Origin of the sequence: Serratia sp. CY31944 (genome assembly GCF_052169175.1) — a bacterium.
Classification (GTDB): domain Bacteria; phylum Pseudomonadota; class Gammaproteobacteria; order Enterobacterales; family Enterobacteriaceae; genus Serratia; species Serratia sarumanii.
The window spans coordinates 122,500-137,177 of the sequence record NZ_JBJNLG010000003.1 but is presented as its reverse complement, the minus strand read 5'-3'; the positions used below and the strand labels follow the sequence as shown (position 1 = coordinate 137,177).

14 protein-coding genes are annotated in these 14,678 nt (G+C 61.9%); 10 read left to right on the top strand and 4 right to left on the bottom strand.

Going from position 1 to position 14,678, the window contains the following annotated elements:
- Positions 1–175 precede the first annotated feature (175 nt).
- Positions 176–832: a ribose-5-phosphate isomerase RpiA gene (rpiA, locus tag ACJ8IN_RS04675; protein ID WP_025304157.1), complete on the bottom strand. Its 657-nt coding sequence runs from the start codon at positions 830–832 to the stop codon at positions 176–178.
- A gap of 204 nt (positions 833–1,036) precedes the next feature.
- Between rpiA and ACJ8IN_RS04670 the strand changes: the two genes are divergently transcribed.
- On the top strand, positions 1,037–1,930 hold the full coding sequence (locus ACJ8IN_RS04670) for a LysR family transcriptional regulator ArgP (protein ID WP_033635863.1): 894 nt from the start codon (positions 1,037–1,039) through the stop codon (positions 1,928–1,930).
- Between the two features lie 48 nt (positions 1,931–1,978).
- Here the strand turns inward: ACJ8IN_RS04670 and ACJ8IN_RS04665 are convergent, their stop codons facing one another.
- The 3 genes from ACJ8IN_RS04665 to ACJ8IN_RS04655 form a co-directional block, all read right to left on the bottom strand.
- Positions 1,979–2,710 carry an oxidative stress defense protein gene (locus ACJ8IN_RS04665; protein WP_025160209.1) on the bottom strand — a complete coding sequence of 244 codons (732 nt, stop codon included), beginning with the start codon at positions 2,708–2,710 and terminating at the stop codon, positions 1,979–1,981.
- A gap of 121 nt (positions 2,711–2,831) precedes the next feature.
- Positions 2,832–3,449, bottom strand: a complete 618-nt coding sequence (gene argO / locus ACJ8IN_RS04660) for an arginine exporter ArgO (RefSeq protein ID WP_025304159.1) — start codon at positions 3,447–3,449, stop codon at positions 2,832–2,834.
- A 125-nt stretch (positions 3,450–3,574) separates the two neighbouring features.
- Positions 3,575–4,393, bottom strand: coding sequence for an IclR family transcriptional regulator (locus tag ACJ8IN_RS04655; protein WP_033649427.1), 819 nt, complete (start codon positions 4,391–4,393; stop codon positions 3,575–3,577).
- Positions 4,394–4,767: 374 nt separating this feature from the next.
- On the opposite strand from ACJ8IN_RS04655, the gene ACJ8IN_RS04650 reads away from it, so the two are divergent.
- From ACJ8IN_RS04650 to ulaD, 9 genes are all read left to right on the top strand, one after another.
- Positions 4,768–6,321, top strand: coding sequence for a sugar ABC transporter ATP-binding protein (locus tag ACJ8IN_RS04650; protein ID WP_060427166.1), 1,554 nt, complete (start codon positions 4,768–4,770; stop codon positions 6,319–6,321).
- Positions 6,314–7,396: an ABC transporter permease gene (locus tag ACJ8IN_RS04645; RefSeq protein ID WP_308326018.1), complete on the top strand. Its 1,083-nt coding sequence runs from the start codon at positions 6,314–6,316 to the stop codon at positions 7,394–7,396. The genes ACJ8IN_RS04650 and ACJ8IN_RS04645 overlap by 8 nt, the downstream gene beginning before the upstream one ends.
- 14 nt (positions 7,397–7,410) lie before the next feature.
- Positions 7,411–8,511 carry an ABC transporter substrate-binding protein gene (locus ACJ8IN_RS04640; protein WP_308326019.1) on the top strand — a complete coding sequence of 367 codons (1,101 nt, stop codon included), beginning with the start codon at positions 7,411–7,413 and terminating at the stop codon, positions 8,509–8,511.
- On the top strand, positions 8,508–9,374 hold the full coding sequence (locus ACJ8IN_RS04635) for an SMP-30/gluconolactonase/LRE family protein (protein ID WP_308326020.1): 867 nt from the start codon (positions 8,508–8,510) through the stop codon (positions 9,372–9,374). The genes ACJ8IN_RS04640 and ACJ8IN_RS04635 overlap by 4 nt, the downstream gene beginning before the upstream one ends.
- 256 nt (positions 9,375–9,630) lie before the next feature.
- Entirely contained in the window at positions 9,631–10,629 is a 999-nt protein-coding gene (gene yiaK / locus ACJ8IN_RS04630; RefSeq protein WP_060424073.1) for a 3-dehydro-L-gulonate 2-dehydrogenase, read from the top strand.
- Between the two features lie 13 nt (positions 10,630–10,642).
- A complete protein-coding gene (locus ACJ8IN_RS04625; RefSeq protein ID WP_060424075.1) occupies positions 10,643–11,113 on the top strand; it encodes a YhcH/YjgK/YiaL family protein in 471 nt (156 codons plus the stop codon).
- Positions 11,114–11,239: 126 nt separating this feature from the next.
- The gene (locus tag ACJ8IN_RS04620) at positions 11,240–12,535 is read left to right on the top strand and encodes an MFS transporter (RefSeq protein ID WP_308326021.1); all 1,296 of its coding nucleotides are present in this window, start codon (positions 11,240–11,242) and stop codon (positions 12,533–12,535) included.
- Entirely contained in the window at positions 12,535–14,025 is a 1,491-nt protein-coding gene (locus ACJ8IN_RS04615) for an FGGY-family carbohydrate kinase (protein ID WP_060424080.1), read from the top strand. Before ACJ8IN_RS04620 ends, ACJ8IN_RS04615 begins: the two co-directional genes overlap by 1 nt.
- Positions 14,022–14,678 carry a 3-keto-L-gulonate-6-phosphate decarboxylase UlaD gene (ulaD, locus tag ACJ8IN_RS04610; protein WP_033649415.1) on the top strand — a complete coding sequence of 219 codons (657 nt, stop codon included), beginning with the start codon at positions 14,022–14,024 and terminating at the stop codon, positions 14,676–14,678. The genes ACJ8IN_RS04615 and ulaD overlap by 4 nt, the downstream gene beginning before the upstream one ends.

The following is a 14,678-nucleotide window of genomic DNA, read 5'->3' as shown; positions in this document are numbered from 1 at the left end:
CAGCGTTGATGGCGGTTTACGGCAGAAAATGCCATAGGGAAAGTTTTCGGCAGAAGCTTTGGGGAGTCAGTTTTCACAATGTGACATAAGTCACCAAATTTGCCGTTTTTCAGAAAAGATATTTTAACCGAAGAATTATGCGGCCCGGCACTACCGGGCCACAAACGGCGGAGGTTTATTTGACCACTTTCACGCCTTCCGGGGTGCCGACCAGCGCCACGTCCGCGCCGCGGTTGGCGAACAGCCCCACGGTCACCACGCCGGCGATGCCGTTGATCTTGTTCTCCAGCGCGATGGCGTCGGTGATGCTCAAGTTATGCACATCGAGGATCACGTTGCCGTTGTCGGTCACCACGTTTTGGCGATACTCCGGCAGGCCGCCGAGTTTCACCAGCTCACGCGCCACGTAAGAGCGAGCCATCGGGATCACTTCCACCGGCAGCGGGAACTTGCCCAGCACGTCCACTTGCTTGCTGGCGTCGACGATGCAGATAAATTTCTTGGCGATGGCGGCGATGATCTTCTCGCGCGTCAGCGCCGCGCCACCGCCTTTGATCATCTGCATATGGCCGTTGATTTCGTCCGCGCCGTCTACATAAATATCGAGCGAGTCCACTTCATTGCTGTCGAACACATGGATGCCGAGGCTTTTCAGCTTGGCGGTGGAGGCGTCGGAGCTCGATACCGCGCCTTCGATCTGGTGCTTGATGGAGCCCAGCGCGTCAATAAAGTGGGCGGCGGTAGAACCGGTGCCGACCCCGACGATGGTGCCCGGCGTCACGTATTCCAGCGCTGCCCAGCCCACCGCTTTTTTCAGTTCATCCTGCGTCATAATATGTCCCTTGCCTCTGTACGAAAACGTGTGCGTATTATAGGGTAAAACGCTGTTTTTCACGCCGGCAGGATCACACTTATTTGCCGCAGCCCGCATTTTTAGCCGCTTAGCGGCGAGACGGGGGCGTGATTTTTCCACCTGCGCCGCGCGCAAAATGTGGCATAGTGCCGGTATCATTCTAATTTAAGGGATATCTTTCCGATGAAACGCCCAGACTATCGTACGCTGCAAGCGCTGGACGCGGTGATCCGTGAGCGCGGCTTCGAGCGCGCCGCTCAAAAACTCTGCATCACGCAATCGGCGGTATCCCAACGCATCAAACAGTTGGAAAACCTGTTCGGCCAACCGCTGCTGGTCCGTACCGTGCCGCCGCGCCCGACCGAACAAGGGCAAAAGCTGCTGGCGCTGCTGCATCAGGTGGAATTGCTGGAAGAAGAGTGGCTGGGCAACGACACCGGCGTCGATACGCCGCTGCTGCTGTCGCTGGCGGTCAACGCCGACAGTCTGGCAACCTGGCTGCTGCCGGCGCTGAAGCCGGTGCTGGCGGATTCCCCCATTCGCCTGAATCTGCAGGTGGAAGATGAAACCCGCACCCAGGAGCGGCTGCGCCGCGGTGAGGTGGTGGGCGCGGTAAGTATTCAGCCGCAGCCGCTGCCGAGCTGCCTGGTGGATCGGTTGGGGGCGCTGGATTACCTGTTCGTGGCCTCCAGCGCCTTCGCCGAGCGCTATTTCCCGAGCGGCGTCACCCGCTCCGCGCTGCTGAAAGCGCCGGCGGTGGCCTTCGACCATCTCGACGACATGCACCAGGCATTCCTGCAGCAGAACTTCGATCTGTCGCCGGGCAGCGTGCCCTGCCATATCGTGAACTCGTCGGAAGCCTTCGTGCAGCTGGCGCGTCAGGGCACCACCTGCTGTATGATCCCGCATCTGCAGATCGAAAAGGAGCTGGCATCCGGTGAGCTGATCGATCTGACGCCGGGCCTGTATCAGCGCCGCATGCTGTACTGGCACCGCTTCGCGCCGGAAAGCCGCATGATGCGCAAAGTGACCGACGCGCTGCTGGAACACGGCCACCAGGTGCTGCGCCAGGATTAAAACGAAAAAAGGTTCGCCGCGGCGAACCTTTTCTTCAACACGAACACCTTACTGCGCGGCGTTGCGCTGCAGCTCGAACACCACATCCACCTGATCGTCGAAGTGAATGCTTTGCTGCTCATAGGTTTGCGCCGCGTCGCTTTCCGCCGCCGCACCCGCCGCCTTATACATCCGCGCCACCGGCATCGGTTGGTAGTTGGCGACCCGGTAGCGAATGCTGTACACCGGCCCCAGCTTGGCGTGGAAGCCTTTGGCCAGGGATTCGGCCTGCTGAGTCGCGTTCTCGATCGCTTTTTGCCGCGCCTGCTCGCGATACACGTCCGGCTTGGCGACGCCCAGCTCCACCGCGCGGATCTCGTTCAGGCCGGATTTCAGCGCGCCGTCCAGCAGCTCGTTCAGCTTGTCCAACTGACGCAGGGTTACCTGCACCTGACGCACCGCCCGGTAGCCCTTCAGCACCGACTCGCCGGTTTTCAGGTAGTCGTACTCCGGCTGGGTGCGCAGGTTGGCGGCGCTGATGTCTTTCTTCTCGATGTTATTTTTCTGCAGGAAATCAAAGTACTGCGCTACGCGCTCGTCTACCTGCTTCTTCGCCTGGGCGGCGTCTTTGGAGGAAACGCTCACTTCGATCGCCAGGGTGGCGATATCCGGCGTGGCGTCCACGCTGGCGGTGCCGGAGGTGACGACGTGCGGCCCTTCAGGCACTTCAGCCGCCTGCAGCGCCATCGGTAACGTCCCTAATCCGACCATTGCGGCCATAGCCAATGCTTTTAGCTTCACAGTGTCTCCTTAATGACAGGCTGTCTCTGATCGCCGGCTTTTCCCTGTGAGAACCGCCGGATTCCTGGCATCAAACGTAGCATATCGCGCGGCGTTTTGAATTCGGATTAGTGGCAAATTCTTATAAATTTGCCCCCTGCCAGGCCAGCTGCAGCGCGATGCCCCACATCACCAGCCCGACCAGCGCGTTGATGATGCGCTGCGCCCGCTGGGTGTTCAGCCACGGCGCCAGCCAGGAGGCCAGCAGCGCCAGCCCGAAGAACCACACCGCCGACGCGCTGACCGCGCCGAGCGCGAACCAGGAGCGCACGTCCGCCGTCAGCTGCCCGCCCAGGCTGCCGAGCACCACAAAGGTATCCAGATAAACGTGCGGGTTCAGCCAGGTAACCGCCAGCATGGTGACCACGAGGCGCCAGCGGCTCTGCGCCAGCTCCTGCGCCGCGGCCTGCGCCGGTTGCGGGCTGAAGGCGGAACGGAACGCGCCCCAGCCGTACCACAGCAGAAACGCCACCCCGCCCCAGGTGACCAGCGCCAGCAGCAGCGGCGAGCGGGTCAGCAACGCGCTGCCGCCGAAAATACCGGCGCAGATCAGCACGATATCGCTCAACGCGCACAGCGAGGCGATCATCAAATGATACTGGCGGCGAATGCCCTGATTCATCACGAATACGTTCTGCGGGCCCAGCGGCAAGATCATGGCGGCGCTCAGGGCAAAACCCTGCAGGAAGACGGCTAACATGGGAGATTCCTCGAATGATAAAAGGCGCCGGACGAGGGCGCGTGTCGGTCAACACGCGCATCATACGAGGAAGCGATCATTAGGTGAAATTGATGTTTCTAATCCAGTATCAGAGATGCTAATACTTAAATCGGTGTGACGAACCCCAGCTCCTGCGAGATGCGTTGCGCAGTGGCCAGCACCGGTTTAATCAGGCTTTTGACGCCGATTTGCTGCAGCTTGGCGGTCGGCAGAGAAACAGACACCGCATAGGGCACGCGCTGTTGAATATCGAATACCGGCGCCGCCACGCAGGAGACCCCCAGCTCGTTTTCTTCGCGATCCATCGCCATACCGCGCTGGCGAATATCGGCCAGTTCCTCATACATTTTCGGCAGCTCGGTGATGGTATTGCGCGTCAGCGTCTGAATCTCCTGCTGATGGCTCTGCCAGTAGTGGGCCGGGTAATCGTCGTTGCCGTAGGCCATGAAGATTTTACCCATCGCCGAACAGTACAGCGGCATATGCTGGCCGATATAGGCGCGGGTGCGCATCATGCCGGTGGTCGGCTCCAGCTTGTAGATCAGGATGACGTGGTCGTCTTCGCGGCTGGAGAAGTTGACCGTCTCCCCCACTTCCAGGTTCAGCTGTTCCAAATGCGGCGCGGCCACGTGAATGATATTGAGTGACGACAGCGCCTTCTGGCCGATGGAAATGAACTTGGTGGTCAGGCGGTAGCTGCCCGGCGACGGCGCCTGGGTCACATAGCCGCTGGTGTGTAACCCCTGCAGCAAGCGGTGCACCGTGCTCTTGTTCATGCCGGCCAGCTCGGACAGATGCGCCAGTGGGCATCCATTGGGGAAATTGCTCAGGATCTCAATCAACTGCAAACCGCGGAACAGGCTTTGGCTGCCCAGCGGTTTGTCTTTCTTGTCATCTTTCTCGTCGACGGCTTTCAGGCTCATAGCGAAAATCTCTCCAGTGTCGAACCGCCAACCGGCGCTGCGGCGAAGTCAGCAGGCTCTTTGCCGGGCATGTTACCCCAAGGCCTGCATCACGTGAAGACGGAACGCCGTTTCATTGTCCGCAGCGGGCCAAAAATCCGCAATATTTCCCCCGCATTGAAGTGAGCCATCGGTCACACTTCCGCAAAGCAAAAAATAACCCATTGTTTAATAAAAACAATTAAAACCTAATCGCCTTTGATTTAGCGCAACGAACGTCATATTATTTTTGAAATTGAATTTCGTATATTGAAATTTAAAGACCAGATACTCACCAGCGGTTTAGCTGATTTGCCCGGCATCGTCGCATGGGCACAACACCAGGGGCGCATCACATGACTATCGATAATGCGGCACAACCCATCCTTACCCTCAGCCACATCGTCAAGCGATTTGGCGGCAACGTGGCGGTCAACGACGTCAGCCTGCAGGTGATGCCGGGCGAGGTTCTGGCGCTACTGGGCGAAAACGGCGCCGGCAAATCGACGCTGATCAAAGTGCTGGCGGGCGTCTACCCGCGCGACGGCGGCGATATTCGTTTTCAGGGCGCAAGCATCGCCTCCGCCGCCGCGATAAAAAGCGCCAGCCGCCAGCCGATCGCCTTTATTCATCAGGATCTCGGCCTGATTGAATGGATGACGGTGGCGGAGAACATGGCGCTGGTGATGGGGTTTCCCCGCCGCTTTGGGTTGATCGACTGGCGCGCCATTCGCCGCCGGGCGGCGCAGGCGCTGCAAGACGTCGGTATCGCGCTCGATCCCGATGCGCGCGTCTTCGAACTGTCGCGCACCGAAAAATCGCTGCTGGCGATCGCCCGCGCGGTGGCGGTCAACGCCGAGCTGCTGGTGCTGGATGAACCGACCGCCTCCCTGCCCGCCAACGACGTGCGCCATCTGTTCGCCGTGATCAACCGGCTGCGCGCCAAAAAGGTCGGCATGATTTATGTCACCCACCGCCTGGACGAAGTGATCGAAATCGCCGATCGGGTCTGCGTAATGCGCGACGGGCGCTATGTCGCCGGCGGCCGCACCGCCGACTACTCGCTGCGCGATCTGGTGCAAACCATCGTCGGTGAAGCGATGGCGGACGATCAGCGCGAACCGCTACCGGAACATCGTCCGCCGGTGCTGCAGCTCGATAGCGTCACGGTAGGCGACATCGGCCCGGTGAGCTTCGATTTGCAGCCGGGCGAGATGCTGGCACTGGCCGGCCTGCGCGGGGCCGGGCAAGAAGAGATTGGCCGGCTGCTGTTCGGGTTGCGCCAGGCCGACGGCGGCGCGATTCGGTTTCGCGATCGGCCCTATCAGGCGAGCTCCCCGCAGCAGGCGATGGCGTGCGGCGTTTCGCTGGTGGCGGGCGATCGCACCGGCGAAAGCCTGGTGATGTCGATGAGCGTGCGTGAAAACCTGTTTATCAACCCCTGCGCCAGCGGCCACCGGCTGCTCTCCCGCTACGGGCGGCGAGCGGAGATCGGCGCCAGTTGGTGGAAAGTGCAGCTGTTCGACGTGCGCCCCAAGGACGTCAATATCGATATCAGCGCGCTGTCCGGCGGCAACCAGCAAAAGGTGGTGATGGCGCGCTGGATGCACCTGGGGGCGCCGCTGCTGATCCTGGAAGATCCCACCGCCGGCGTGGACGTCGGCGCGCGAGCGGAAATCTACCACCTGCTGAATAAATCCCTGGCGGAAGGCGTGGCGGTGCTGGTGATCTCCAACGATTTCGAGGAGATCGCCCATATTTGCAACCGCGCGCTGGTGTTCAACCGCGGGAAAGTGGTCGGCGAGCTGAAAAATCAGCAGGTGTCATTCGCCAATTTATTGGAGCTGGCCTCTGCCAGCACCGGGGAAAGCGTCGCAATCACGTCAGAATCCGAGGTAGGCCATGTCTAAAACATCCGTTAAATCAACCGCGCTGGAGCAGCGCGTCAGTCTGGCGCAGGACGGCGCCGGCCCCTGGCTGATGCAGGTTCTCACCCGCTATGGCCTGCTGCTGCTGTGCGTCGCGCTGGTCGTGCTGTTCTCACTGATCACTCCCTCTTTCGCGTCGATGCTGACGCTGCAGGCGATCCTGTCGAGCAAGGCCAAAATCGCCCTGTTGGCGCTGGCGGCGACCATCCCGATGATCGTGGGCAAGATCGATCTTAACGTCGGTTTCGGCATTGTGCTGTGGCATATCCTGGCGATCACGCTGCAGGTGGAATACGGCTTCTCCTGGCAGATGGCGGTGCTGACGGTGCTGGCGATCTCGGCGCTGTACGGGTTGCTGAACGGCATTCTGGTGGCGCTGGCCGATATCGACAGCTTCGTCGCCACTCTCGGCTCCGGCACCGTGCTGTACGCCATTGCCCTGTGGCACTCCGGCGGGCGGCAGATCGTCGGCGACTTGCCGGATGCCTTTATCGCGCTGCACCACACCGAGATCGCCGGCATTCCGATCGTGGCGTTTTACGTGCTGATCGTCGCGGTGGTGCTGTGGCTCATCACCGAACATACCCCGCTCGGCCGCTGCATGTATGCGGTGGGCGGCAACCCGGCGGCGGCACGCCTGAACGGCATCTCGGTCAACAGCTTCACCATCGGCGCTTTCATCGCCTCCAGCGTGCTCACCGGTTTCAGCGGCGTGTTGATCGCCGCCGAACAGGGCGTCGGCCAGGCCAGCGTCGGCATGGACTATCTGCTGCCGGCGCTGGTCGGCGCCTTCCTCGGCAGCACCACCATTCGCCCTGGGCGCGTCAATGTCTGGGGCACCGTGGTCGGCATCGCCATTCTGGCTATCGGCATCGCCGGCATTCAGCAGTTCGGCGGTGAATTCTGGGTCGAGCCGCTGTTCAACGGCGCGACGCTGTTGCTGTCGATCACCCTGGCCGGCTATGCCCAACGCCGCCGGCTGCTCAATCAGAAAGCGGTACAACGCAGCCAGGCGACGCCGGCTGACAACAACAATCAGACAGCGACCCACCCTTAAACCAGGAGCACACCATGAAACGCATTTGGCTGTTACCGGGGTTCACCACATTCTTGCTCGCCGCATCGCCGGCCTGGGCCGACGCCTATCTCGATCAGGCCACCGCCGCCGTCGCGAAGGCCACCGCCAGCGCCACCCAGTGGGACGGCCCCACCAGCGGCCCGCAGCTGCAGGCCAACAAGAAGATCATTTTTATCGCCTCCGACATGAAGAACGGCGGCGTGCAAGGGGTGCAACAGGGGTTGAGCGAAGCGGCGAAAGCCGCCGGCTGGAAGCTGGAAACGCTCGACGGCGGCGGCTCGGTGAAAGATCAGCTGGCATCGCTCAATCAGGCCATCGCCCAAAAGCCGGACGGCATCGTGATCGGCGGCTGGAACCCTAACGTCGCCAAGATCCCACTGAAAAAGGCCGTGCAGCAGGGTATCGTGCTGACCGCCTGGCATGCGGTGCCGGAACCGGGCCCCATCGCCAAATACAACGTGTTCTATAACGTCACGTCGGACTCCAACGAAGTGGCGCGCATCGCCGCGCAATACGCGGTGGTGCAGTCCGGCGGCAAGGCGAGCGTGCTGATCTTCACCGACTCGCTGTACCAAATCGCCTTGGACAAGGCCAACGTCATGAAAGAAGAGATCGCCAAATGCAGCGGCTGCACGCTGCTGGAATTCATCGACACGCCGCTGGCCGATACCGCCAACCGCATGCCGGCGATGACCTTCAGCCTGCTGCAGAAGTACGGCGACAAATTCCAATATGCGCTGGCGATCAACGATCTGTACTTCGACTTTATGGCGCCGGCGCTGAAGACCGCCGGCAAAGGCGGCAAGAACGCGCCTTACAACGTGTCGGCCGGCGACGGTTCAATCTCCGCCTACCAGCGTATCCGCTCGGGCGATAGCCAGTCGGCGACGGTGCCGGAACCCTTGAAGCTGCACGGTTGGCAACTGCTGGACGAATTCAACCGCGCCTTCGCCAAGCAGCCGCCTTCCGGCTACGTCACCCCGGCGCATCTGGTCACCCGCGACAATATCGCCGCCGACGGCGGCGCCAATAACCTGTATGACCCGCAAAACGGTTATCAGGGCCATTACAAAGCAATCTGGGGCGTGAAGTGAACGGCGATTCATTGCGCACGCACGCCCGGCTCGAGCGTTTGTGCTCACCGGCGATTTGGGCCGAGGGGCCAGTGTGGCTGCCGCAGGAGGATGCGGTGGTGTTCAGCGACGTGAAAGGCAATCGCATGTTCCGCTGGTCGCGCCGGGGTGAGCTAAGCCTATACCGCTCGCCGTCTCACTACGCCAACGGCAATGCGCGCGACGGCGAGGGGCGCGTGATCAGCTGCGAACACGGGCGGCGCGGCATTAGCCGCACCGAAAGCAATGGCGAGGTGCACTTGTTAATCGATCGCGTCGACGGCAAGCGCTTTAATTCGCCGAACGACGTGGCGGTGCGCTCCGACGGCACCCTATGGTTCACCGATCCGCCCTACGGCATCATCGGCGACGAAGAGGGTTACAAATCGGAAAGCCAAGTGATCGGCTGTTATCTCTACAGCTTCGATCCGCGCGACGGTTCGCTGACCATCGCCGCCTGCGACCTGCAGCGCCCGAACGGCCTGGCGTTTTCACCGGATGAAAAATGGCTGTACGTTGCGGACATGTCGATTGTGGATTTTCCGACGCTGGGCCGCCGCGAGCTGCGCGTCTATGCGGTCAACGGCCGCGAGCTGGAAGCCGGCCGCCGTTTCGCGACGGTGGAGCCCGGTTTCCCGGACGGCTTCTGCGTCGATCGGGCCGGCAATCTGTTTTGCAGCTGCGCCGACGGCGTGCTGGTCTTTGATCCACAGGGGCGACAGATCGACAAAATCAGCGTGCCGGAACGCGTCTCCAATTGTACCTTCGGCGGCCCGAACGGCGATGAGCTCTATATCACCGCCACGACCTCGCTCTACCGCATGATGCTGAACACCCGCGGTTAGCCGGGGCCTCGCAAGACGCAGGGTGGGTTTCGATCCGCCCTGCTTTGTCGCGTCTGAAGCACGTCATTCCCACCAAAACGTGGCGGCGATCACAAAATCACCATTCAATTTTAACGTCATGTTTTTCATGAATAATTTTACTCCCCCTTGCTTTGACTTCCCTGAACCGCCGGGATAGCATTTATTTGAAATGCAATTTCGCATACTGAAATTTAGCGAACCAAAAACAGACGATTCGCACAGGCGGAGAACCGGCATGAGAGTGAGTTACAGCGAGTTAAAACAGCAATTCAAACGCGTGCTGCTGGCGCGCGGCGTGGCGGAACACACCGCCGACGACTGCGCCGGCATGTTCGCCGACACCACCGCCAGCGGCGTTTACTCCCACGGCGTTAACCGCTTTCCGCGCTTTATTCAGCAGTTGGACGCCGGCGATATCGTGCCGGACGCCGAACCCAGCAAACTGTTGTCTCTGGGGGCGATCGAGCAATGGGATGCGCACCAGGGCATCGGCAACCTTACCGCCCGCCGCATGATGGATCGCGCCATGCAATTAGCCGACGATCATGGCATCGGCCTGGTGGCGCTGCGCAACGCCAACCACTGGATGCGCGGCGGCGGTTACGGCTGGCAGGCGGCGGAGAAAGGCTATATCGGCATTTGCTGGACCAACTCGATCGCCGTGATGCCGCCGTGGGGCGCCAAAACGTGCCGTATCGGCACCAACCCGCTGATCGTCGCCGTGCCCGGCAACCCGATCACCATGGTGGATATGTCGATGTCGATGTTTTCCTACGGCGCGCTGGAGCTGAACCGGCTGGCGGGCAAAACCCTGCCGGTGGACGGCGGCTTCGACAACGACGGCCGCCTGACACGCGATCCGGCCACCATCGAAGAGAACCGGCGCATTTTGCCGATGGGGTATTGGAAAGGATCGGCGCTGTCGATCGTGCTGGACATGATCGCTACCCTGCTGTCCGGCGGCGCCTCGGTGGCGGAAGTGACGGAAGATCACCACGACGAATACGGCGTCTCGCAGGTGTTCATCGCGATTGAGATAGACCGGTTGATCGACGGCGACAGCCGCGATCAAAAACTGCAGCGCATCATGGACTACGTCACCAGCGCCGAAAGGGACAACCCCGACGTCGCCATTCGCCTGCCGGGCCACAACTTCCCGCGCATTCTGGAAGAAAACCTGCGCGACGGCATTCCGATTGACGAACGAGTCTGGGCGCGCATTCAGGCGCTGTAACGGGAGGATCATCATGATATTCGGCCACATCGCCAACACCGCGCCCGAGCAGTATCCGACGCCGGTCGCCAACGCCGTCGCCTATCTGCAACGCACCGATTTCAGCGTCTTGCCCGCAGGGCGTTATGAAGATCCCGCCACCGGCTACGTGGTGCAAGTGCTGGATCTGCATACCCAACCACCGGATGCGCTGCGCCCGGAAGTGCATAGGCAAAACGTCGACGTGCAGTTTCTGGTCAGCGGCACCGAGCTTATCGGCGTAGCGGCGGACAGCGGCGACAACGTCGTTCATCAGGAGCTGCTGGCGCAGCGCGACATCCTGTTTTATCAGGACGTGGCCGACGAATCCTGGCTCACGATGCAACCCGGCAACTTCGCGGTATTTTTTCCGCAGGACGTGCATCGCCCGGCCTGCATTAACCAGCGCCCCTGCGCGATACGCAAGGTGGTGGTGAAGATACCGCTGGCGTCGTTTAGCGCCTGATCGGCCGCAACACCCGTAACGATAACAACACCGGTCCATGGGGCCTGTGCGGGCGCCCTTGCGCTCAAACCAAGCAAAACAATAACGCCCGACCCTACAAAAAAGCGAACATCGAAAGAGGTCCTTATGAATACAGCCTCCGTTTCCGTCAGCCAAAGCCAGGCGATACCCAAGCTCCGCTGGCTGAGGATCGTGCCGCCGATCCTCATCACCTGCATCATTTCTTACATGGACCGGGTCAATATCGCCTTCGCCATGCCCGGCGGCATGGATGACGAACTCGGCATCACCGCCTCGATGGCCGGGCTGGCCGGCGGCATTTTCTTCATCGGTTACCTGTTTCTGCAGGTGCCCGGCGGCAAGCTGGCGGTATACGGCAACGGCAAGAAATTCATCGGCTGGTCACTGTTGGCCTGGGCGGTGATCTCGGTGCTGACCGGCCTGGTCACCAACCAATACCAGCTGCTGTTCCTGCGCTTCGCCCTCGGCGTTTCCGAAGGCGGCATGCTGCCGGTGGTGCTGACCATGATCAGCAACTGGTTCCCGGATAAGGAGCGCGGCCGCGCCAACGCCATCGTCATCATGTTCGTACCGATCGCCGGCATCCTCACCGCCCCGCTGTCGGGTTGGATCATCACCGCCTGGGACTGGCGCATGCTGTTCCTGGTGGAGGGGGCTCTGTCGCTGGTGGTGATGGCGCTGTGGTACTTCACCATCAGCAACCGGCCCCAAGAGGCCAAATGGATCTCGCAGGCGGAAAAAGAATATCTGGTGAAGACCCTGCACGACGAACAGCTGCTGATCAAAGGAAAAACGGTGCGCAACGCCTCGCTGCGCCGGGTGCTGGGCGACCGGATCATGTGGCAGTTGATCCTGGTGAATTTCTTCTACCAGACCGGTATCTACGGCTACACCCTGTGGCTGCCGACCATTTTGAAAGGGCTGACCCACGGCGATATGGAGCAAGTGGGCCTGCTCGCTATCCTGCCCTATATCGGCGCCATCTTCGGCATGCTGATCATCTCCACCCTCTCCGATCGCACCGGCAAGCGCAAAGTCTTCGTCGCCCTGCCGTTGGCCTGCTTTGCCGCCTGCATGGCGCTGTCGGTGCTGCTGAAGGATCACGTCTGGTGGTCTTACGCTGCGCTGGTCGGCTGCGGCGTGTTTATTCAGGCGGCAGCCGGGGTGTTCTGGACCATCCCGCCCAAATTGTTCAACGCCGAAGTGGCCGGCGGCGCGCGCGGCGTGATCAATGCGCTGGGCAACCTCGGCGGCTTTTGCGGCCCGTATATGGTCGGCGTCCTGATCAGCCTGTTCAGTAAGGATGTCGGCGTCTACAGCCTGGCGGCCTCGTTGGCGTTCGCCTCCGTGCTGGCGTTGATGCTGCCCAATAAATGCGACCACGGCACGAGGAACGAATGATGGAATATTGGCTGGGGCTCGACTGCGGCGGCACCTTCATCAAGGCGGGATTATACGACCGCCGGGGCCATGAACACGGCGTTGCGCGGCGCAATCTGGCGATCGTCGCGCCGCAGCCCGGCTGGGCCGAGCGCGATATGGCATCGCTGTGGCGCACCGCCGCCGACGTGATCCGTGAAGTGCTGTCCGCCAGCGGCGTCGCCGCCGGCGCCATCCAGGCCATCGGCATCTCGGCGCAGGGCAAGGGCGCATTTCTGCTGGATAAGCAGGGGCAGCCGCTGGGCAACGCCATGCTCTCTTCCGATCAGCGCGCGCTGGCGCTGGTGCAGGAATGGCAGCGACAGGGCGTGCCGCAGGCGCTGTATCCGCAAACGCGCCAAACGCTGTGGACCGGGCACCCGGTCTCGCTGCTGCGCTGGCTGAAGCGGCATCAGCCGGAACGTTACGCCCGCATCGGCAGCGTGCTGATGGCGCACGACTACCTGCGCTATTGCCTGACCGGCGAGCTGGCCTGCGAAGAAACCAATATCTCCGAATCCAACCTGTATCAGATGCGCAGCGGACACTATGACCCGGCGCTGGCGCAGCTGCTGGGTATCGGCGACATCATGCCCGCCCTGCCGACGATTGTCGGTTCGGCCGATATCGCCGGGCGCGTCGCGGCAAACGCCGCGGCCATCACCGGCCTGCAAACCGGCACCCCGGTGGTCGGTGGGCTGTTCGACGTGGTGTCCACCGCGCTGTGCGCCGGCCTGCAGGACGAAACCCGGCTCAATGCGGTGATGGGAACCTGGTCAGTCACCAGCGGCATCACCGACGCCATCGTCGAGGGTTTCGATCATCCCTTTGTCTATGGCCGCCACGCCGAAAGCGGCCAATACATCGTGCATGAAGCCAGCCCCACGTCCGCCGCCAACCTGGAATGGTTCTGTCGCCAATGGGGGCTGCAGGACTACGGCCAGCTTAACCGCTGGGTCGCCGCCCTGCCGAAAGCCGCCGGCGATCTGCTGTTCGCCCCTTTCCTGTATGGATCCAACGCCGGCCTGGGGCTGAGCGCCAGCTTCTACGGCCTGCAGGCCTTCCACCAGCGCGAGCACCTGGTGCAGGCGATCTACGAGGGCGTGGTGTTCTGCCACATGACGCACCTTAACCGCATGCGCCGGCGTTTCCCTGAGACGCAGGCGCTGCGCGTGACCGGCGGCCCCGCCAAATCCCTCCCCTGGATGCAAATGTTCGCCGACGTCAGCGGCCTGCCGGTAGAGCTGCCGCAGGTGGAAGAAACCGGCTGTCTGGGCGCGGCGATGGCGGCCATGGTCGGCAGCGGCGCCTTCAACGATTTCACCGCCGCCCAGCACCGGCTGGCGCCGCGTATCGAGCGGCTGCTGCCAGATGCGGCCGCCGCTGAAGCTTACGACAACAAACACCAACGTTATCAGGCACTGATTGCTGCATTGCAAAATCTGCAGCCCGCCAACAAGGAGGCTCCATGAGCACGAAACCGCGCCTGCAGTTGGCGCTCGATCAAACCCGTTTGGATACGGCGCTGCGCACCGCCGAGACCCTCAGCCCCCATGTGGACATCATCGAGGCCGGTACCATTTTGTGCATCAGCGCCGGCATTCAGGCGGTTAGCGCGCTGCGCGAGCGCTGCCCGCAGCACACGCTGGTGGCCGATCTCAAGGTGGCCGACGCCGGCGCGACGCTGGCCGAGCAGGCTTTCGGCCAGGGCGCGGACTGGATGACGGTGATCTGCGCCGCGCCGTTGGCCACCATGGCCAGCGCGCGGGAGGTCGCCGAGCGTCACGGCGGTGAAATCCAGATCGAACTGTTCGGCCGCTGGACATTGGAGGATGCACGGCAATGGCGCGGCCTCGGCATTCGCCAGGCGATCTATCACCGCGGCCGCGACGCGCAGGCCAGCGGGCAAACCTGGGGCCGGCAGGATCTGGATCGGATGAAGGCGCTGTCCGATCTGGGCATCGAACTGTCGGTGACCGGCGGCATTACGCCCGCCGACCTGCCGCTGTTTAAAGAGATCGCCGTCACCGCCTTTATCGCCGGCCGCGCGCTGGCCGAAGCCGGGGATCCGCCGGCGGCCGCCAGGCAGTTCCGCACCGCCATCGATGACATCTGGAGATCATGA